Annotated in this window: 17 protein-coding genes; 9 read left to right on the top strand and 8 right to left on the bottom strand. The window is 69.5% G+C overall.

Going from position 1 to position 18,255, the window contains the following annotated elements:
* Window positions 1-61: 61 nt before the first annotated feature.
* Both CACI_RS39395 and CACI_RS39390 read right to left on the bottom strand, forming a co-directional pair.
* Window positions 62-1,300 (bottom strand): M20 metallopeptidase family protein, encoded by a 1,239-nt coding sequence (locus tag CACI_RS39395; protein ID WP_015796523.1) that lies wholly within the window; start codon window positions 1,298-1,300, stop codon window positions 62-64.
* A 111-nt stretch (window positions 1,301-1,411) separates the two neighbouring features.
* On the bottom strand, window positions 1,412-2,209 hold the full coding sequence (locus CACI_RS39390) for a VOC family protein (RefSeq protein WP_015796522.1): 798 nt from the start codon (window positions 2,207-2,209) through the stop codon (window positions 1,412-1,414).
* A gap of 239 nt (window positions 2,210-2,448) precedes the next feature.
* On the opposite strand from CACI_RS39390, the gene CACI_RS39385 reads away from it, so the two are divergent.
* Window positions 2,449-3,438, top strand: a complete 990-nt coding sequence (locus CACI_RS39385; protein ID WP_015796521.1) for a malate dehydrogenase — start codon at window positions 2,449-2,451, stop codon at window positions 3,436-3,438.
* A gap of 106 nt (window positions 3,439-3,544) precedes the next feature.
* Here CACI_RS39385 and CACI_RS39380 read toward each other — a convergent pair whose 3' ends face one another.
* The 3 genes from CACI_RS39380 to ddaH all read right to left on the bottom strand — a co-directional run bounded on the left by CACI_RS39380 (window position 3,545) and on the right by ddaH (window position 6,457).
* Window positions 3,545-3,985 (bottom strand): Lrp/AsnC family transcriptional regulator, encoded by a 441-nt coding sequence (locus CACI_RS39380; RefSeq protein ID WP_015796520.1) that lies wholly within the window; start codon window positions 3,983-3,985, stop codon window positions 3,545-3,547.
* A gap of 331 nt (window positions 3,986-4,316) precedes the next feature.
* Entirely contained in the window at window positions 4,317-5,498 is a 1,182-nt protein-coding gene (gene rocD / locus CACI_RS39375) for an ornithine--oxo-acid transaminase (protein WP_041543594.1), read from the bottom strand.
* Window positions 5,499-5,614: 116 nt separating this feature from the next.
* Window positions 5,615-6,457, bottom strand: coding sequence for a dimethylargininase (gene ddaH / locus CACI_RS39370; protein ID WP_015796518.1), 843 nt, complete (start codon window positions 6,455-6,457; stop codon window positions 5,615-5,617).
* A 152-nt stretch (window positions 6,458-6,609) separates the two neighbouring features.
* Here ddaH and CACI_RS39365 point away from each other — a divergent pair, with 152 nt between their 5' ends.
* From CACI_RS39365 to CACI_RS39355, 3 genes are read left to right on the top strand one after another with little or no spacing between them, the layout of a single operon-like run.
* Window positions 6,610-8,292, top strand: a complete 1,683-nt coding sequence (locus CACI_RS39365) for a hemolysin family protein (protein WP_223297379.1) — start codon at window positions 6,610-6,612, stop codon at window positions 8,290-8,292.
* 4 nt (window positions 8,293-8,296) lie between these two features.
* On the top strand, window positions 8,297-9,337 hold the full coding sequence (gene trpS / locus CACI_RS39360; RefSeq protein WP_015796516.1) for a tryptophan--tRNA ligase: 1,041 nt from the start codon (window positions 8,297-8,299) through the stop codon (window positions 9,335-9,337).
* 2 nt (window positions 9,338-9,339) lie between these two features.
* Complete coding sequence (locus tag CACI_RS39355) at window positions 9,340-9,930, top strand: 2'-5' RNA ligase family protein (protein WP_015796515.1); 591 nt, start codon at window positions 9,340-9,342, stop codon at window positions 9,928-9,930.
* Window positions 9,931-9,997: 67 nt separating this feature from the next.
* Here CACI_RS39355 and CACI_RS39350 read toward each other — a convergent pair whose 3' ends face one another.
* Entirely contained in the window at window positions 9,998-11,461 is a 1,464-nt protein-coding gene (locus CACI_RS39350; protein ID WP_015796514.1) for an MFS transporter, read from the bottom strand.
* A 140-nt stretch (window positions 11,462-11,601) separates the two neighbouring features.
* On the opposite strand from CACI_RS39350, the gene CACI_RS39345 reads away from it, so the two are divergent.
* The 4 genes from CACI_RS39345 to dapC all read left to right on the top strand — a co-directional run bounded on the left by CACI_RS39345 (window position 11,602) and on the right by dapC (window position 15,005).
* Entirely contained in the window at window positions 11,602-12,180 is a 579-nt protein-coding gene (locus CACI_RS39345; protein ID WP_015796513.1) for a TetR/AcrR family transcriptional regulator, read from the top strand.
* 515 nt (window positions 12,181-12,695) lie between these two features.
* Complete coding sequence (locus tag CACI_RS46730) at window positions 12,696-13,385, top strand: phosphatase PAP2 family protein (RefSeq protein WP_015796512.1); 690 nt, start codon at window positions 12,696-12,698, stop codon at window positions 13,383-13,385.
* A 126-nt stretch (window positions 13,386-13,511) separates the two neighbouring features.
* Window positions 13,512-13,841, top strand: a complete 330-nt coding sequence (fdxA, locus tag CACI_RS39335) for a ferredoxin (protein ID WP_015796511.1) — start codon at window positions 13,512-13,514, stop codon at window positions 13,839-13,841.
* A 66-nt stretch (window positions 13,842-13,907) separates the two neighbouring features.
* Window positions 13,908-15,005 carry a succinyldiaminopimelate transaminase gene (gene dapC, locus CACI_RS39330; RefSeq protein ID WP_015796510.1) on the top strand — a complete coding sequence of 366 codons (1,098 nt, stop codon included), beginning with the start codon at window positions 13,908-13,910 and terminating at the stop codon, window positions 15,003-15,005.
* A 431-nt stretch (window positions 15,006-15,436) separates the two neighbouring features.
* Here the strand turns inward: dapC and CACI_RS46725 are convergent, their stop codons facing one another.
* Entirely contained in the window at window positions 15,437-16,162 is a 726-nt protein-coding gene (locus CACI_RS46725) for a hypothetical protein (RefSeq protein ID WP_015796509.1), read from the bottom strand.
* A gap of 97 nt (window positions 16,163-16,259) precedes the next feature.
* Between CACI_RS46725 and CACI_RS39320 the strand changes: the two genes are divergently transcribed.
* A complete protein-coding gene (locus tag CACI_RS39320) occupies window positions 16,260-17,162 on the top strand; it encodes an alpha/beta fold hydrolase (protein ID WP_015796508.1) in 903 nt (300 codons plus the stop codon).
* 267 nt (window positions 17,163-17,429) lie between these two features.
* Here the strand turns inward: CACI_RS39320 and CACI_RS39315 are convergent, their stop codons facing one another.
* Complete coding sequence (locus tag CACI_RS39315) at window positions 17,430-18,188, bottom strand: SDR family oxidoreductase (RefSeq protein ID WP_015796507.1); 759 nt, start codon at window positions 18,186-18,188, stop codon at window positions 17,430-17,432.
* Window positions 18,189-18,255 lie beyond the last annotated feature (67 nt).

Raw genomic sequence — 18,255 nt, 5'->3', positions numbered from 1 at the left:
CGCCGCGCTTGAGGTTTCTGAGCCGCCGGTGTGTAGGTGTCCCCGGTGTCCCCGGCGATGGTCAGCCGCGCGCGAGCCGCCGGTCGGCGAGCTCGGCGAGCAGCGCCGCGCCGTCGCCGAGCACCGCGTCGTCGAAGTCGGCCAGCGGGCTGTGGTTCGACGGCGAGCTCGCGAAGTCCTCCACGGTGCACGCGCCGAGGAAGGCGTAGGTCCCCGACACCTCCTCCAGCACCCGGGAGAAGTCCTCGGCGCCGGGGACCGGGTTGGGGATCCGGGCGAAGCGCTCCTCGCCGTGCACCTCGCGCGTGACCTCCTCCAGGAAGTCGACCTCGGGGGCGTGGTTCACGGTCGGCGGGTATTGCTCCTTGTAGGTGATGTCCACCCCGCAGCCGTAGGCCGCGGCGAGTCCGTTGAACAGGTCCACCACCACGTCCAGCATCCGGGCGCGGGACTCGCGGGAGAACGAGCGCATCGTCACCTGGAAGGTGGCGTCGTCCGGGATGATGTTCGCCGCGGTGCCCGCCTGGAACGCCCCGACGGTGATCACCACCGGGTCGAAGATGTCGAACTTGCGCGTCACCATGCTCTGCAGCGCCACGACCATCTCGCAGGCCACCGGTATCGGGTCCTTGCCGGTGTGCGGCAGCGAGCCGTGCGCGCCGGCGCCGCGCACCGTCACCGCGATCTCGTCGGCGCCGGCCATGAAGGTGCCGGCGCGGGAGACGAACTGCCCGCGCGGGAGGCGGTCGGACATCACGTGCAGGCCGTAGGCGCCGATCACGCGCGGTCCGGCGGCGTCCAGCACCCCCTCGCGGATCATGTGCCCGGCGCCGTCGTCGCCCTCCTCGCCGGGCTGGAACATGAACACCACGTCGCCGGCCAGCCGGTCGCGGCGCCCCGACAGCAGCCGCGCCGCGCCGACCAGCATGGCGGTGTGCAGGTCGTGGCCGCAGGCGTGCATGTTCGGACCGGCGGCGGCGAAGTCCCGCCCGGTCTTCTCCACCACCGGCAGCGCGTCCATGTCCCCGCGCAGCAGCACCGCCTGCTTCTGGGGCTGCGCCGAGCCCTCGGCCCGCGCCGAGCCCTCGCCGCCGGCCGCCGGGCCGGTCCCGCGCAGCACGGCCGTCACCGAGTTCAGCTCCGAGCCCAGCGTGATCTCCAGCGGCAGGCCGTCGAGCGCGGCCAGGACCCGCTCCTGGGTGCGGGGCAGGTTCAGGCCGATCTCCGGTATCCGGTGCAGGTCGCGGCGCAGCCGGACCAGGTCCTCCTGCAAGCCCTTGGCGTCATCGGTGTAGGTCATGCTGCCATCGTGCACCGCCTGTCCAGGGGTGCGCCGGTGAGGGCCGGTGACGGTGGGTGACCCCTACCGCGTCGGCTGCTCCACGGGCTGCTCCACGGTCTCCTCGACGAGCTACCCCATCGGCGCCGGCTGCAGGATGTTGAAGCGCGCCCCGAACTGGTCGGCCAGCGCCGCCAGCCGTCCGGGCGGGGCGTCGGCGGCCGGGATCAGGACGGCGCCGCCGGCGGCGCTCACGCGCTCCACGGTCCTGTCGGCGTCGGCGACCATGAAGTAGGGGATCCACTTCTCGTCCTGGATCGGCACCTGGTCGGTGATCGTCATGATCCCGCCGAAGGCAGCCAAGGGATCGCCGGGCTGCATCGTCCACATGTCGTAGCCGCCGCTCTCCGGCGCGCCCTCCATGTACGGCTCGACCTGCCACCCGAACAGCGCCGGATAGAAGGACTTCGCCGCGGCCGGGTCCCGCGTCCACAGCTCGGCCCACAGCATCGTGTCCTCGACGCAGCAGGCCTCGAAGCCGGTGGTCCCACCGGACTGCCAGAGCGCGAACTCGGCGCCGCTGGGGTCGGTGAGCTGGGCCATGGAGCCCTCGCCGGGGACCTCGGTGACCGGCACGCGGACCTTGGCGCCGTTCGACTCGGCGGCGGCCACCGTCGCGTTCGCGTCGGCGACACGGATGTAGGTCATCCAGTCCGGTCTGGCCGAGGGGTCGGTCAGTCCGCCGAGACCGGCGACCTGCTTGCCGTCCTTTTTCAAGGACCAGTAGCCGGGACCGTCCGCGGACTCCGGCATCAGGTTCTCGGCGGTCCAGCCGAAGACCTGGCCGTAGAACTCGGCCGAGGCTCCGGCGTCGGGAGAGCCGAGGTCGATCCAGCCGGGGAGGTTGGAGGTGTTCTCCGAAGTGATCATGAGAGGGCCTTTCTCGGGAGCCGATGTGAGCTGTATCACGTCGCTATGTCCGAGTCTTCCACCCGGCACCGACAGCAACGAACCGAGCGCGGACTGACACCGGATGCTCCCCGGATGTGTCTCGTTTCTCACAGCCGCCGCTCCCACCAGACGGAAACCCCGCTGGTACTCCAGGAGTAGCCTGTGGGCTGGCAACACATCCATAAGGAACCTTCACAAAAACGCAGGAGCCACAAGCGATGTCCCGCACCCCCGTCAACGTCACCGTGACCGGCGCGGCCGGCCAGATCGGCTACGCCCTGCTGTTCCGCATCGCCTCCGGCCACCTGCTGGGCCCGGACGTGCCGGTGAAGCTGAACCTGCTGGAGATCCCGCAGGCGGTCAAGGCCGCCGAGGGCACGGCGATGGAGCTGATCGACTCGGCGTTCCCGCTGCTGGCCGGCATCGACATCCACGACAACCCCAAGGACGGCTTCACCGGCGCGAACGTGGCGCTGCTGGTCGGCGCCCGCCCCCGCACCGCCGGCATGGAGCGCGGCGACCTGCTGGAGGCCAACGGCGGCATCTTCAAGCCGCAGGGCGAGGCGATCAACGCCCACGCCGCCGACGACATCAAGGTCCTGGTGGTCGGCAACCCGGCGAACACCAACGCCCTGATCGCCGCCGCGCACGCCCCCGACGTCCCGAAGTCCCGCTTCACCGCGATGACCCGCCTGGACCACAACCGCGCCCTGGGCCAGCTCGCGCTCAAGACCGGCGCCCCGGTCAGCGACATCACCAACATGACCATCTGGGGCAACCACTCCGCGACCCAGTACCCGGACGTCTTCCACGCCAAGATCGGCGGCAAGAACGCCGCCGAGGTCGTCGGCGACCAGGCCTGGATCGAGAAGGACTTCATCCCCACCGTCGCCAAGCGCGGCGCGGCCATCATCGAGGCCCGCGGCTTCTCCAGCGCCGCCTCGGCCGCCAACGCCGCCCTGAACCACGTGAACACCTGGGTCAACGGCACCGCCGAGGGCGACTGGACCTCGATGGGCGTGGTCTCCGACGGCAGCTACGGCGTGCCGGAGGGCCTGGTTTCCTCCTTCCCGGTGACCACCAGCAACGGCGAGTGGACCATCGTGCAGGGCCTCGACATCGACGAGTTCTCCCGGACCCGCATCGACGCCTCGGTGGCCGAACTGGCCGAGGAGCGCGACGCGGTGCGGCAGCTCGGCCTCATCTGAGCCCACTGCTGAACTCTTCGCTCCAGCGCTGAGCTCACTGCTGAAGACGGCCCGGCCTCCCATGGGGACGCCGGGCCGTCTCGCGTCTCAAAGCAAGTTTCGCGTCTCAAAGCAATGGATCGCGCGCCAACAACCGCGTCAACACCAGCGCCGACCGCGTCCGCTGGATCTCCGGCTCCCGCCGGATCCGCTCCAGCGCCTCCTCCAGATGCCGCATGTTCTCCGCGACCAGGTGCAGCAGCGCGTCGGCGTCGCCGGTGATCGTGTACGCCGCGACCACCTCCGGATGCCGGGACACACACTCCCGGATCACATCCGGCGAGGTCCGGTCCCCGCAGTAGACCTCGACGAAAGCCTCGGTGGTCCACCCCAGGGCGGTCTGGTCGACGATCACGGAGAACCCCCGGATCGCCCCGTCCGCCCGCAACCGGTCCACCCGCCGCTTCACCGCCGAAGCCGACAACCCCACCTCCGCCCCGACATCGGCGAACGACGCGCGGGCGTCGCGCCGCAACACGTCGATGATCGCGCGGTCGAGGCTGTCCATGCCCTGAGATTAGCGGTCTGCGGCGTCGCGGCCCCGGACCGGCGTCGCCGACCGCTTAACGCCGACCACCGATCGCCGACCGACACCGCGCCGCCACGGTTCCCGTACCGAACCGCCGCCGCATGGGTGAAGATCACCATCGGCGCGCCCTGACGTCGCGGACGCGGAACCCGAAAAAATCTCGTTTCCGAGGCGACTAAATCGGCTCGGCGCGCGTCTTAGAAGATGAAGCCGCGCCCGCAGCGGGCCGTACCCCCGCCGCGAGCGCGGCCGATCGGAGCCGCGCGGACCCGGCCGCCGAGGCCGGGTCCGTCACGACCGACAGACAGTATCAACCCAGAGCGCTCTGTAGTTGCAGCACTGCCCAGTCCAGGTCCTCCGCGGTCACCACGAGCGGCGGCGCCATGCGGATCGTCGAGCCGTGCGTGTCCTTGGCGAGGACTCCGCGCGCCATCAGCTTCTCCGAGATCTCGCGCCCGGTGCCGAATCCGGGATCGATGTCCACACCGGCCCACAGACCGCGGCCGCGGACTTCGCGCACCATCTCCGGCGGCAGCTTCGCCAGCGCCTCGTGCAGGTGCGTGCCGAGCTTCTGCGCGCGGCTCTGATACTCGCCGGTGGCCAGCAGCCCGACCACCGCGCGTCCGACCGCGCACGCCAGCGGGTTCCCGCCGAACGTCGAGCCGTGCTCGCCGGGGGCGAACACGCCGAGCACGTCGCGGTCGGCGACCACCGCCGACACCGGCAGGATCCCGCCGCCGAGCGCCTTGCCCAGGATGTAGACGTCGGGCACGACGTTCTCGTAGTCGCACGCGAACGTGTACCCGGTCCGTCCCAGCCCGGACTGGATCTCGTCGGCCATCATCAGGATGCCGCGCCGCGTGCAGATCTCGCGCACCGCCGCCAGGTATCCCTCCGGCGGCACCAGGACCCCGGCCTCGCCTTGGATCGGCTCCAGCAGGATCGCCACGGTGTCGTCGGTGATGGCGGCCTCGATCGCCGCGGCGTCGCCGTAGGGCACTGAGACGAACCCCGGCGTGAACGGGCCGAACTCGTGGCGCGCGTCGGGGTCGGTGGAGAAGGACACGATCGACAGCGTCCGGCCGTGGAAGTTGCCCTCGCAGGTGATGATCTGCGCGCGGTCTTCCGGCACGCCCTTGACCTGGTATCCCCACTTGCGCGCGGTCTTCAGCGCGGTCTCCACCGCCTCGGCGCCGGAGTTCATCGGCAGCGCCGCCTGCTTGCCGCACAGCTCTGCCAGCTCCGCGACGAACGGCCCGAACTGGTCGTGGTGGAACGCCCGCGAGGTCAGCGTCACCCGCCCCAGCTGCTCGCGCGCCGCGGCCAGCAGCACCGGGTTGCGGTGCCCGAAGTTCAGCGCGGAGTACCCGGCGAGCATGTCCAGGTAGCGGTTGCCGTCGACGTCGGTCACCCAGGCGCCGTCGGCCTCGGCGATCACCACCGGCAGCGGGTGGTAGTTGTGCGCGGTGTGCGCGTCGGACTGCTCGATCAGCGCCTCGGCGCGGGCCGAGGGCGGGTTCTGCGGTCCGGCGCCGGCCTGGGCCTTGAAGGTCCCCGGCTCGGTGTCCCGGCCGGTGTCAGAGAGCGTGGTCACGATGCAGGCTCCTTTCAGCCCCGGAGCTCGAGCGTGCAGCACTTCACAGAGCCGCCCGCCTTGAGCAGTTCGGACAGGTCCATGCCGATCGGCTCGTACCCGCGCTCGGCGAGCTGGGCAGCCAGACCCGTGGCGGCCTGCGGCAGCAGGACGTGCAGACCGTCGGAGACCGCGTTGAGCCCGAACGCCGCGGCGTCCTCGGCGGTGGCGATGACCGCGTCCGGATACAGCGTGCGCAGCACCGCCTGCGAACCCGGCGAGAACGCCTCCGGGAAGTAGGCGACCGTGTCCTTGTCCAGGACCGCGAGCGCGGTGTCCAGGTGGTAGTAACGCGGGTCGACCAGCCGCAGCCCGATCACCGGCATCCCGAAGAACTCCTGCGCCTCCAGATGCGCGTTCGGGTCGGACCGGAAGCCGTGGCCGGCCAGGATCCAGTCGCCGGCGTAGAGGAAGTCGCCCTCGCCCTCGTTGATGAACTGCGGGTCGTGGATCTGCGGGAAGCCGTTCTTGCGGAACCACTCCATGTACGCCGGGCCCTCGGCCTTGCGCTCGTCGTTCCGGAACGCGGCGCCCAAGACCTTGCCGCCGACCACCGTGGCGCCGTTGGCGGCGAACACCATGTCCGGCAGGCCCTCGATCGGCTTGATGGAGTCCACCTGGTGGCCCAGATCCAGGTACGCGTCACGCAGGGCCTCCCACTGGCGCGCGGCCAGCGAGGCGTCGACCGGTTCTTCCGGGTCCATCCACGGATTGATGGAGTAGGTGACCGCGAAATGGTCGGGCGGGCACATGAGGTACCGGCGCGGGATCGCCACGCGCTGTGCCGCCGAGGGCACGAGGGGTGTCTCGGGGATCATGCAACCTGAGCTTAAGGACCGCGTTTTCCCTGCTCAAGCAGGCTTCGTTGCGTGTCGTCGCACGATCGTTGCGAAGATCGGGCCGTCACAGGCGTTTCATTGCGCCCCCGCAGTCTCAGCGGCGGCACTCGGGGCGTCCCTAGAATCAGGGCGTGAGCCCCATCCTCGTGTCCATCCTGGTCGTCCTGGCGCTGATCCTCGTCGAGGCACTGTTCGTCGCCTCGGAGATCGCGCTCGTTTCGTTGCGCGAGAGCCAGATCGAGACCTTGGCCCAGCAGGGCCGCCGCGGCCAGGTGGTGGCCAGACTGGTGCGCGACCAGAACCGCTGGCTGGCCACCGTCCAGATCGGGGTCACGCTGACCGCGCTGCTGTCCTCGGCCTACGGCGCCATCACGCTGTCGGAGAGCGCCAAGCGAGGGCTGATCAGCGCCGGGCTCGGCACCGGGCTGGCCGGCTTCCTCGGGGTCGTCGGCGTCACCCTGGTCATCACCTTCGTGACCCTGGTGATCGGCGAGCTGGCGCCCAAGCGGCTGGCGCTGCAGCGGCCGGAGCCCACGGCGCTCGCGGTCGCGCCGTTCCTGAACCGGGTCGCCACGGTCATGCGGCCCTTCATCTTCCTGCTCTCGGTGTGCACCAACGGCGTGGTGCGGCTGTTCGGCGGCGACCCGAACGTGGGGCGCGAGGCGGTGTCCTCCGACGAGCTGCGGCTGATGGTGGCCGGCAACGAGACGCTGAACAGCGACGAGCGCGAGCTGATCGACGAGATCTTCGACGCCGGCGACCGGCAGCTGCGCGAGGTGCTGGTACCGCGGACCGAGGTCACGTTCCTGGACGCCGACCTGCCGATCCGCCAGGCGGCGCGGATCGCCGCCTCCGAGCCGCACTCGCGCTATCCGGTGATCGAGGGCTCGGCGGACAACGTCATCGGGTTCGTGCACGTCCGGGACTTCCTCAACCCGGAGCTGGCCGGCCGCTCGATCCGGCTGGAGGAGATCGCCCGGCCGGTGAAGATGCTGCCGACCTCCAAGCAGGTGCTCTCGGCGCTGTCGGAGATGCGCGCGGAATCCATGCACCTGGCGATCGTCGTCGACGAGTACGGCGGGACCGCCGGCATCGTCACGCTGGAGGACCTCATCGAGGAGCTGATCGGCGACATCCAGGACGAGTACGACGTCGGCCAGGCCGGCACCACCCGGCTGGTCGGCGGCGTGATGGAGGTCGACGGCCTGCTGAACCTCGACGACTTCATGGACGAGACCGGGATCGAGCTGCCCGACGGGCCGTATGAGACCGCGGCGGGCTTCATCGTGGCCCAGCTCGGCCGGCTTCCCGAGCTCGGCGACGAGGTGGTGGTCGCTCTGGAGGCCCCGCCGACGCGCGGCGGCTCCGACGACGGCCACGAGGACGCCGCCCCGGAGATCCACCGCTACGAGCTGAAGGTGGCGGAGATGGACGGCCGCCGGATCGCGCGGATCCGCATCACACGGCTGCCGGAGGGCGGCGCGGACGGCACAGATGGCTCAGACGGCTCTGATAGTTCCGACACTTCCGAGGGCGCCGACAGCTCCGAGATCGCCGAGCCCTCCGAGATCTCCGACGGCTCCGACGGTTCCGCTGCGGACAGTCCGGTTCCCGATGATTCCGGCGCTGACGGTTCCGATGCTGACAGTTCTGCTGCCGAAGGTTCGGTGAACGGCTCAGTCATCCCCGCCGAACCGTCCCCGGACATCACCTCCGGTGATCATTCGGACACTGATGGTGCCGACCCGGCCGACCAGGTCGGTGCGGGTGAGGAGATCCCGGGAGAACCCGATCAAAGCGAGCCGCGGATCTGAGAGAATGGGGCCCATGGCAGCCGCTCCCCAGTCCTCCGGTCGCAAGCGCGTCTTCTCCGGGATCCAGCCGACCGCCGACTCCTTCCACGTCGGCAACTACCTCGGCGCGATCCGGCAGTGGGTGCCCCTGCAGGAGACCCACGACACCGTCTACTGCGTCGTGGACCTGCACGCGATCACCGTCGAGCAGGACCCGAAGCTGCTGCGCCAGCGGACCCGCGTGGCCGCCGCGCAGCTGATGGCCGCCGGCATCGACCCGGGCCGCAGCACCTTGTTCGTGCAGAGCCACGTCCCCGAGCACGCGCAGCTGGCCTGGGTGCTGACCTGCATGACCGGCTTCGGCGAGGCCGGCCGGATGACCCAGTTCAAGGACAAGTCCGGCAAGCAGGGCTCGGCCAACACCAACGTCGGGCTGTTCACCTACCCGATGCTGATGGCCGCCGACGTGCTGCTGTACAACGCCGACGAGGTCCCGGTCGGGGAGGACCAGCGCCAGCACCTGGAGCTCACCCGCGACCTGGCGCAGCGCTTCAACGGCCGCTACGGCGCCTACTTCACCGTGCCGGACCCGTACATCATCAAGGCCACCGGAAAGATCACCGACCTGCAGGAGCCCGGCGCGAAGATGTCGAAGTCGGCCTCCTCCCCGGCCGGCATCATCGAGCTGCTGGACGACCCGAAGGTCTCGGCCAAGAAGATCCGCTCGGCGGTCACCGACACCGAGCGCGAGATCCGCTACGACGAGCAGAACAAGGCCGGCATCTCCAACCTGCTGTCGATCTACTCGGCGCTGGACGGCCGCACCATCGCCGAGCTGGAGACCGCCTACGAGGGCAAGGGCTACGGCGACCTGAAGAAGGACCTCGCCGAGGTGTTCGTGGACTTCGTGACCCCCTTCCGGGAGCGCACGCAGGCGATCCTGGCCGAGCCGGACAAGCTCGACGCGGTCCTGGCCGAGGGCGCCGCCAAGGCGCGCGCGATCGCCACCCGCACGCTGGCCGAGGTGTACGACCGAGTCGGGTTCCTGCCCGCGGCGGGGAACTGACGGTGGGCGGCGTCTCCGATCCGCTCGCGGCGACCTTCGCCGGCGCGAACCCCTTCGCGGCCGGCACCCGGGGCGCGGACACCGTGACCATCGGGGTCGCGGTGCCGGTCCCGGAGCCCTACGGCACCGAGCTGCAGAAGTGGCGCGAGTCCTTCCACGACCCGATGGCGCTGGCGATCCCGACCCACGTCACGCTGCTCCCGCCGAGCGAGGTCGAGCGCGAGGACCTGCCGGGCATCGAGGACCACCTGGCCAAGGCGGCGTCCTCCGGCCGGCCGTTCTCGATGCTGCTGAAGGGCACGGGCACCTTCCGCCCGATCTCCCCGGTGACCTTCGTCCGCGTGGCCCAGGGCGCCGAGGAGTGCGCCGCCACCGAGGCACTGGTGCGCTCCGGCATCCTCGCCGGCGAAGCCCGCTTCCCCTACCACCCGCACGTGACGGTCGCCCACGAGCTGCCCGAGGAATCCCTCAGCCGCGCCCAGGAGGCGCTCGCCGGCTACGAGGCCCGCTTCCCGATCACCGGGTTCGCGCTCTATCTGCACGGCGACGACGGCGTGTGGCGCGTCCGCCGCCTGTTCCCCTACGGGCGCTGATCCACCCAGCACGACGGCGACCTCCGAGTGACCCCGGAAGCCGCCGTGACAAGACCTACCCGCGCGCCTACTCCAGCACCGGAGCCGGACCCGCGGACGGCGCCGCCGGCTTCGGCTTCAGCGTCAGCGAGATCAGGCACACCGCCACCGCGATCCCCGCCCCGACCGTCAGACCGGTCCCCAGCCCGTGCGTGAAGTTCACCGCCGGGTTCGGGTCGTGGCTCCCCTTCTTCGACGAGGTGAAGATGGTCACCAGCACCGCGATGCCCAGCGCGCCGCCGATCTGCTGACAGGCCTGCATCAGACCCGAGCCCGCACCGGAGTCCCGAGGCGCCAGACCGTTCATGATGTTCAGCGCGATCGGGCTGAACGCGATACCGCCGCCGAGCCCGAACATCAGGAACGGCGCCAGCAGACCGGTGACGAAGCCGGTGTGGATCGAGACCTGCGACAGCCAGAACAGCGCCCCGGCGATCAGCGCCGTACCCGTGACGATCAGCGGACGCGGCCCGAAGCGCGGCAGCAGCTTGGGAATGAAGCGCGAGACCGCGAACAGCGTCGCCGTCAGCGGCAGGAACGCCAGACCCGCCTTCATCGGCGAGTAGGCCAGCACCTCCTGCATGAACTGCGGCAAGAAGAAGAACATGGAGAACATCGCGCCGACCAGCAGCACATAGGAGCCGTAGCTGCGGGCCCGAGTGCTGTCCCGCAGCAGACGCAGCGGGAACACCGGGAAGTCCACGCGCGACTCGATGAACACGAACGAGCTCAGCAGCACCACCGCCGCGACGAACACGCCGATCGTGGTCGGGTTGCTCCAGCCGTGCTCAGAGGCATTGATGAACCCGTAGACCAGGCTGCCCATACCGGTCACCGAGGTGATCGCCCCGGGAATGTCGAATTTGCCCTGCACCCGCGGCGACTCGTTCAGCAGCCGCGCCGCGGCGATGGCCGCCACCGCACCGATCGGCACGTTGATGTACATGACCAGCCGCCACGAACCCCACGTGGTCAGCATCCCGCCGAGCAGCAGGCCCACCGAGCCGCCCGCGCTGGAGACCGCGGTGAACAGGCTCATCGCCTTCACCCGCGGCGCCCCCTCGGGGAAGGTCGTGATGATCAGTGCCAGCATGCTGGGACCGGCCATCGCCGCCCCCACACCCTGCAACGCCCGCGAAGCCAGCAGCATGGTGGAGTCGACCGCCAGCCCGCCGATGAAGGACGCGACAGTGAAAAGGATGACCCCGGAGACGAACATCCGCCGCCGCCCCAAAATGTCCCCGGCACGCCCGCCGAGCAGCAGCAGACCGCCGAAGGCCAAGGTATAGGCGTTGAGCACCCACGACAGGTTCGCGTCAGAGAACTTCAGCGACGTCTGGATCTTCGGCAGGGCTATGTTGACGATGGTGGCGTCGAGGACCAGCATCAGCTGGCAGGTCACGATGGTGGCAAGAATGAGCCCCGGCTTGGGCTCGCGCTTCGGAACAACTTTCCCGGTGGAAGGCGTTGTGGATATGGACGCAGTAGACATGGTGTCCTTCACCTGACGGCGAGCAACTAAGCGGAGGCTGACTCCGTTTAGCGTAGAGTGCCGCAACACGTGACGGCAACTTAAATAGTGCCGAGCCCGGGCAAGCCCCACTCGACCACAGGTGAAGGGACAGACAAACCGTGAGGGCAGACGCGCTCCGCAACCGCGAGCGCCTCGTAGAGGTCGCCCAGTCGGCATTCGCCACCAACGGCATCGAGACCTCCCTGGAAGAAATCGCCCGCCAAGCCGGCGTAGGCATCGGCACCCTCTACCGCCGCTTCCCCCGCCGAGAGGACCTCATCGCCGCCGTCCTGGCCGAGCGCTACCTAAAACTCACCGAGTGCGCCCAAGTCCTCGCCGAACACCGCCAAGACGCCGACACCGCCCTCACCGAATGGCTGACCCTCCTCATCGAGCACATGGCCATCTACCGAGGCCTCTCCCTCGCAGTAAAAGAAGCCATCCACGACCAAACCACAGCCCTAGGCCGCACCTGCAAACAAATGATGGACGCCGGCGCCGCCCTCCTCCACCAAGGCCAACAAACCGGAGCCTTCCGCCCCGACATCACCTTCTACGACGTCATGGCCCTCTCCTCCGGCATCGTCACCGCCGTAGAACGCCGCGCCGAAAAGCCCAACGACACCGACATCCCCCCAGTCAACCCCTACCTCCTCCTCGACGTGGTCCTCCGAGGCCTCCGCACCCCAGCCGCGTGACGGCCAGCCGCCTGACGGTGCGCGCCAGCCGCCCCTCAGCTCCCGGCGGCCGAGCATGCGCGCCGGGCTTCGCCCACCGCCCGCCGCTTGATCGTGCGTGCCGGGCGGCACTCGCCATCCGCCAGATGATGATGCGCGCCGGGCTTCGCTCACCGCCCGCCTGATCCGCACACTGGGGCGCGCCCGACGCCTCATGCCCCGATGCCTAATCGCCTGGCGCTCGCTCGCCCAATGGCCGTTCGCCTTCCTCGCGCCGCCCGCTGCCGCTTCGCCTGTTCTCCTGGCGCGTGTTTGCCCGACGCTTCTTTGCCTGCCGCGCCCGTTCACCGCTTCCCCGTCCGCCCTCCAGCCCCTCGCCGTCCGCCTCCTGTCGGCTCTGGCTCTGGCTGTCTGGCTGTCTGCCTTGCATCACCCGATTCTTGATGCCTGATCGTCGTCGGATCGCGTGCTCGGCCCGCTCAGTGAATGAGCGGTGAACATCAGCCGAACACCAGGCGAACAAGTTACTGTGAGGCATGCTCACCGAACCCCGGCATGCCGCCACCCACCACCGCGCCCCCGTCTTCGACGACCGGGCCCGGGTTTCGGCACTCCGCCGCTGGGGAGCGGCGTCCTTCGGCGTCTTCGTGCTGCTGGCGGTACTTGTCGCGGCCAAGGCGTCCCAAGGCACGGACCAGTCGGTGGACAACTCGCTGAACCGCTTCGCACTGCGCGACACCGGCGTGACCGACTTCTTCAAGGCCGTCAGCAACGCCGGCGCACCAACCGTGACCCTCGGCCTCGGCCTACTGGTCGCGGTCGGGTTCTTCCTACTGCGCATGCGCACATCCGCCTACTTCGCCGCCGCATCGGTGATCGGCGCCTACGGCATCGCCTACATCGCCAAGAAGGGCGTCGATCGGCACCGCCCAGCCTGGGACGCCGCGCACACGATCTCCACAGAATCCGGCGCCTCGTTCCCCTCCGGCCACGCCACGGGGACCTCCACTTTGGCCACCGTGTTGATCCTGGCCGCCCTCCCGCTGCTCGCCGGAATCGCCGCCCGCCGAGCCGCGGCAACAGTCCTGGTGCTGTACGTGATCGTCATCGCGGCATCGCGCCCGATCCTCGGCGTCCACTTCCCAACCGACGTCCTGGCCGGGGCGGCATTGGGCATCGGGTGGACACTGTTGTGCGCTTCCGTACTGAAGCCTTGGCACGATTAAGCGTCCGCTGGCTGACCCGCTTAGGAGAACCGGCCGCTCACGCGTGATACTAAGGGCGGACGAGCTTAGGGTTTTGCAGCCCGCAATGCTGCGTCGCCCACCGCATCAACAGGAGGACCGGAGAAAGTGACTTACGTCATCGCCCTGCCCTGCGTGGACGTTAAGGACAAGGCCTGCATCGAGGAGTGCCCTGTCGACTGCATCTACGAGGGCGAGCGCATGCTCTACATCCACCCGGACGAGTGCGTCGACTGCGGCGCCTGCGAACCGGTGTGCCCCGTGGAGGCGATCTTCTATGAGGACGACACGCCTGAGCAGTGGAAGGACTACTACAAGGCGAACGTGGAGTTCTTCGACGACCTCGGCTCCCCCGGCGGCGCCTCCAAGATGGGACTGATCGAGAAGGACCACCCCCTGGTCTCCGTGCTGCCGCCGCAGGCAGAGGGCGAGAGCTAAAAGCTTTCCCCTATTGCCGACGCACCCAACGGCGACACCCTGCTCCACCAGAGGAAACCCTTCACGATGCGGAAGCTCCCTGACTTCCCGTGGGACCGGCTCGCGCCCGCCAAGGCGCGAGCCGGCCAGCACCCGGACGGAATCGTCGACCTCTCCGTCGGCACCCCAGTCGACCCGGTGCCGGCGGTCGTGCAAGACGCCCTACGGACCGGGTCCAACGCGCCCGGCTACCCACTGACCCACGGCACCCCCGCCCTGCGCGAGGCTGCCGTCGGGTGGATGGCACGCCGGCTCGGCGTGTCCGGCGTCGCCCCGGCAGCCGTGCTGCCGGTACTTGGCACCAAGGAGCTGGTGGCCTGGCTCCCGATGCTGCTCGGGCTCGGCCCGGGGGACCAGGTGGTCATCCCGGCGGTGGCCTATCCGACCTACGACGTCGGCGCGCGCATCGCCGGCGCCGACACGCTGGTCGCCGCGCCGGAGGACGCCGCGGAGCTGATCGGCGCGCGCCGCCCGAAGCTGCTCTGGCTCAACTCCCCGGCGAATCCCAACGGGCGGGTCGCCTCGGCCGCCGAGCTGCGCGCGGTGGTCGCTGCGGCCCGCGAGGCGGGGACCGTCGTGGTCTCCGACGAGTGCTACATCGAGCTGGCCTGGGAGGCCGAGCCGGTCTCGCTGCTGCACCCGGACGTCTGCGGCGGCAGCCACGAGGGACTGCTCGTGGTGCACTCGCTGTCCAAGCGCTCGAACCTGGCTGGCTACCGCGCCGGCTTCGTCACCGGCGACCCGGCGATCGTGGCCGACCTGCTGGAGGTGCGCAAGCACGCCGGCATGATCATGCCGCAGCCGGTGCAGGATGCGATGGCGGCCGCCCTGAATGACGACGCGCACGCTGCGGAGCAGAAGGAGCGCTACCGCAAGCGGCGTGAGGTTCTGCGCGGGGCGCTGGAGCATGCGGGCTTCCGCATCGAGCACTCCGAGGCCGGGCTGTACTTGTGGTCCACGCGCGACGAGGACTGCTGGACCACGGTCGACTGGCTCTCCGAGCGCGGCATCTTGGTGGCTCCTGGCGACTTCTACGGCGAGGCTGGGGCGCGGCATGTGCGGGTCGCGCTGACTGCGAGTGATGAGCGGGTCGCGGCTGCGGCTGCGCGGTTGATCGGGTCCTGACCACCTGGTTTCCTCAGCTCCCTGTCTGTTCTCCTGAAATTGGGCATGGTCCTAGGCCGGGCCCTGGTGTCTGGGGGTGACGCCGGGGCCCGGCTGTTGGGTTGTTGTGCGTGCCCGCCCCTTGCGGGGCCTGCTCGGTGTGAGGCGATCCCCCACTTTTGCCTCCGACTTGGCCGAAGTCGGGGGCTTTTATCGCCTCGCTTCGAGCAGTCGACGACGCGAGGTCATCGAGGGCGTGGCGGCTGCCGTGGGCCGGGTGCGGTGAGCTCTGTCCGCGCCTGGTCAGTGGTGGCCGTCGGTCCTGGGGTCGCCGTTTGCTTGGCGGTGCGTGGCGGCCTTTGGATTACCTCAATAGTCCGCGTTTGTTGCATATCGGACATCGGGTGATTGGCGTAGATCATGCTGCGCGTTTTGGGCGAGGCCGAATGGGGCTACTGCGCCGGTGATTCCTTCGCCAGGTACCGCATTGCGCGCTTGAAGTAGCCGCGCGGGTTTGTGTCCAGGTAGCGCGTCCATGTCGGATTGCGTTCTCCGCGTAGCCATGCTGCGCGGGCGAGGGCGTAGCCGAACATCGGCTGGTTGATGTAGCCGAGTTGCTGTCGGCGCCAGCCGCCTGAGCCCTGGGAGAAGGTGAAGGCGGCGTTGGCGGTGAAGATGCCGAGGCCGAAGAACACTGTCGCCAGGTCTGTCAGCGGCTCGTGGTCGCGCTCGTCGGGGCGGGCCAGGCCTCGGTAGAGCAGCTTGTGGTGGCAGAGTTCGTGGGCTGCGACCGCTACTACGCGTCGGGGGTCGGGGGCGTTGTCCATGCCGACCGCGATGACGCCGACGCCGTCGCGGACGCTGTAGTGGCCGGCGACGCTTTGGTAGCCGCCGGGGGCGGTGCGGCTGCCAGTGGGGCGTGCTGCGGGCCGACCTTCATACAAGGCGACTGCGATTTCTGCGGGGTCGATGCGCAGGTGTGCACGGACGAGGTCGACTACTTCGAGTACATCGTCCGGAGTGCCCCGATAACTCCCGGGGAAGAACGAGGGTGTCGGCGTGAGGACCTCCGCCTCCACCGCCTCGCGTCCAAACTGCTCGACGCACCACGCCAGCATCTTCTCGATCCACTGGCGCTCCCGGTCCTCGACCGGTGGGCGCGCCCCGAACAGCGGCATGACCCGACAGTACCCCGCCTCGGTGCGCTCCCTCGCGCGCCGGAGGCGGCAGTTTCCAGCGCGCCGGCGCCGGGTAGCCGCCCAACGGAGGAGGGCCATGATCCGCACAGTCCGCACCCCGGACGGCCGCCGCCTGGCCGTCTGCCAGCGCGGCGACCCTGATGGCGCCCCGGTGATGCTGTTCCACGGCACGCCCGGCAGCCGCCTGGGTCCAGTGCCCCGGCCGATGACGTTGCACGCGTCTGGTATCCGCCTTCTGACGTTTGACCGGCCGGGCTTCGGCGAGTCGGACCGGCAGCCGGGGCGTACTGTCGCCTCGGTCGCGGCGGATGCCTGTTCCATCGCCGATGCGCTGGGCATCGATCGCTTCGCGGTGCTCGGCCGCTCCGGTGGCGGTCCGCATGCACTGGCCTGCGCGGCCCTGCTCCCGGAGCGGGTGACGCGGGCGGCGGCGATGGTGGCGCTGGCGCCGCGCGATGCGATGGGTGCTGAGTGGTTCGCTGGTATGACGCCCGGGAATGTCGAGGCGTACACACAGGCCTTCGCGAATCCCGAAGCGCTGCGTCGGGTGCTGGATGACCGCGCGGCGCGCATGCGTGCCGATCCGGCGAGTTTGTTGGCGAACATTGATGAGGGCTTGGAGCCGACGGACCGCGCGGTGATCGGGCAGGCGAATATCCGCCACGAGCTTGTTGCCGCCTATGCCGCTGCGGTCTCGCGTTCGGCGGATGGCTGGTACGACGATGCGCTCGCGCTTGCGGCGCCTTGGGGCTTCGACCCTGCGGACATCCGCGTGCCGGTGTACTTGTGGCACGGTGCGGAGGACCGCTTCTCGCCGGTCAGCCACACCAGGTGGCTGGGCGAGCGGATCTCCCGCGCGACGGTCGATCTGGAGCCGCGCGCGTCGCATTTCAGCGCACTGTTGCGGATGCCCCAGGTGATCGTCTGGTCGGGAGCACGGGTGTCGTGGGATGCGGCGGTCGCACTGGGCGGCGGCTGAGAGTCTGGAGTCTCGCGCCTTAGCTGACGGTTGATACATGACAGCTGACGACGGGCTGGCTGGTGGGTTGACTGCTGACAGCTCGCGACGGGCTGGCTGCACGGCTGATCGCTGGCGGCTCGCGACAGGCTTTCTTAGTGACTGTCGGCGCCTGGGCGCTTCAGTCGGTCGCTCCCTGGCGATCGCCGACCGAGTCGATCGCTGGGGAGGGACCGGCTGTCTGTCGCGGCTACTGTCTAGCGGTCGAGTGCCTGCCGTGCCGAGTGACTACTTCGAGGGCGGGGGGTTCAGGGGGAGCCAGTCTTCGAGGCGGGTGGGGGCGAGTTGGGCGTCGGGGGCGGGGATCAGGGTTTCTTTCTCGAGGTGGACGCCCCAGTAGGGGGCTTCGGGGTCGGTGACTACCTGGCGGGGGTCGTTGCGGAAGGTGAGGGCTGTGCGGACGAATTCGTCGACGCCGAATTTTTCGGGGCCGCCGACTTCGGTGGTGCTGTTGGTGGGGGTGCCGGCGGCGATTTTGGCTACGGCGGCGGCGACGTCTTTGGAGGCCATGGGCTGGATGAGGGCGTTGGAGACGCGGACGGTGTCGCCGTGGGTGGCTTCGTCGGCGATGCCGCCGACGAATTCGAAGAACTGGGTGGCGTGGACGATCGAGTAGGGCTGGCCGGAGTCCTTGATCAGGTTCTCCTGGACTTCCTTGGCGCGGAAGTAGCCGCTGTCGGTGAGGCGGTCGGTGCCGACGACGGACAGCGCGACGTGGTGGGCTGTGCCGGCCTTCTTCTCGGCTTCCAGGATGTTGGTGGTGGAGGTGCGGAAGAAGTGCATCACCGGGTCGTCTGCGAAGTCCGGGGAGTTGGAGACGTCCACCACCACGTCGGCGCCGGTCAGCGCCTCGGCCAGACCTTCGCCGGTCAGCGTGTTGACGCCGGTGTTGGGCGCGGCGGGGACGGCCTCGTGGCCGTGCTCGCGCAGCCTGGCGACGACGTTCGATCCAACCAGGCCCGTACCGCCGATGACCACGATTTTCATGATGGTGCCTTCCTTCAGCGTCCCGGCTGGTCCGGAACGTCGGTCACCAGCTGAGACCGGACAGTCC

Origin of the sequence: Catenulispora acidiphila DSM 44928 (assembly GCF_000024025.1) — a bacterium.
Classification (GTDB): domain Bacteria; phylum Actinomycetota; class Actinomycetes; order Streptomycetales; family Catenulisporaceae; genus Catenulispora; species Catenulispora acidiphila.
Note: the sequence above shows the minus strand (reverse complement) of the source record. Positions and strands in the feature narration are given on the sequence as shown.

What these genes read in the sequence shown, in the direction of transcription:
- CACI_RS39395 (WP_015796523.1), bottom strand. Translation starts at nt 1,300, where the DNA reads ATGACCTACACCGATGACGCCAAGGGCTTGCAGGAGGACCTGGTCCGG.
- CACI_RS39390 (WP_015796522.1), bottom strand. Translation starts at nt 2,209, where the DNA reads ATGATCACTTCGGAGAACACCTCCAACCTCCCCGGCTGGATCGACCTC.
- CACI_RS39385 (WP_015796521.1), top strand. Translation starts at nt 2,449, where the DNA reads ATGTCCCGCACCCCCGTCAACGTCACCGTGACCGGCGCGGCCGGCCAG.
- CACI_RS39380 (WP_015796520.1), bottom strand. Translation starts at nt 3,985, where the DNA reads ATGGACAGCCTCGACCGCGCGATCATCGACGTGTTGCGGCGCGACGCC.
- ddaH (WP_015796518.1), bottom strand. Translation starts at nt 6,457, where the DNA reads ATGATCCCCGAGACACCCCTCGTGCCCTCGGCGGCACAGCGCGTGGCG.
- trpS (WP_015796516.1), top strand. Translation starts at nt 8,297, where the DNA reads ATGGGGCCCATGGCAGCCGCTCCCCAGTCCTCCGGTCGCAAGCGCGTC.
- CACI_RS39350 (WP_015796514.1), bottom strand. Translation starts at nt 11,461, where the DNA reads ATGTCTACTGCGTCCATATCCACAACGCCTTCCACCGGGAAAGTTGTT.
- CACI_RS46730 (WP_015796512.1), top strand. Translation starts at nt 12,696, where the DNA reads ATGCTCACCGAACCCCGGCATGCCGCCACCCACCACCGCGCCCCCGTC.
- dapC (WP_015796510.1), top strand. Translation starts at nt 13,908, where the DNA reads ATGCGGAAGCTCCCTGACTTCCCGTGGGACCGGCTCGCGCCCGCCAAG.
- CACI_RS46725 (WP_015796509.1), bottom strand. Translation starts at nt 16,162, where the DNA reads ATGCCGCTGTTCGGGGCGCGCCCACCGGTCGAGGACCGGGAGCGCCAG.
- CACI_RS39320 (WP_015796508.1), top strand. Translation starts at nt 16,260, where the DNA reads ATGATCCGCACAGTCCGCACCCCGGACGGCCGCCGCCTGGCCGTCTGC.
- CACI_RS39315 (WP_015796507.1), bottom strand. Translation starts at nt 18,188, where the DNA reads ATGAAAATCGTGGTCATCGGCGGTACGGGCCTGGTTGGATCGAACGTC.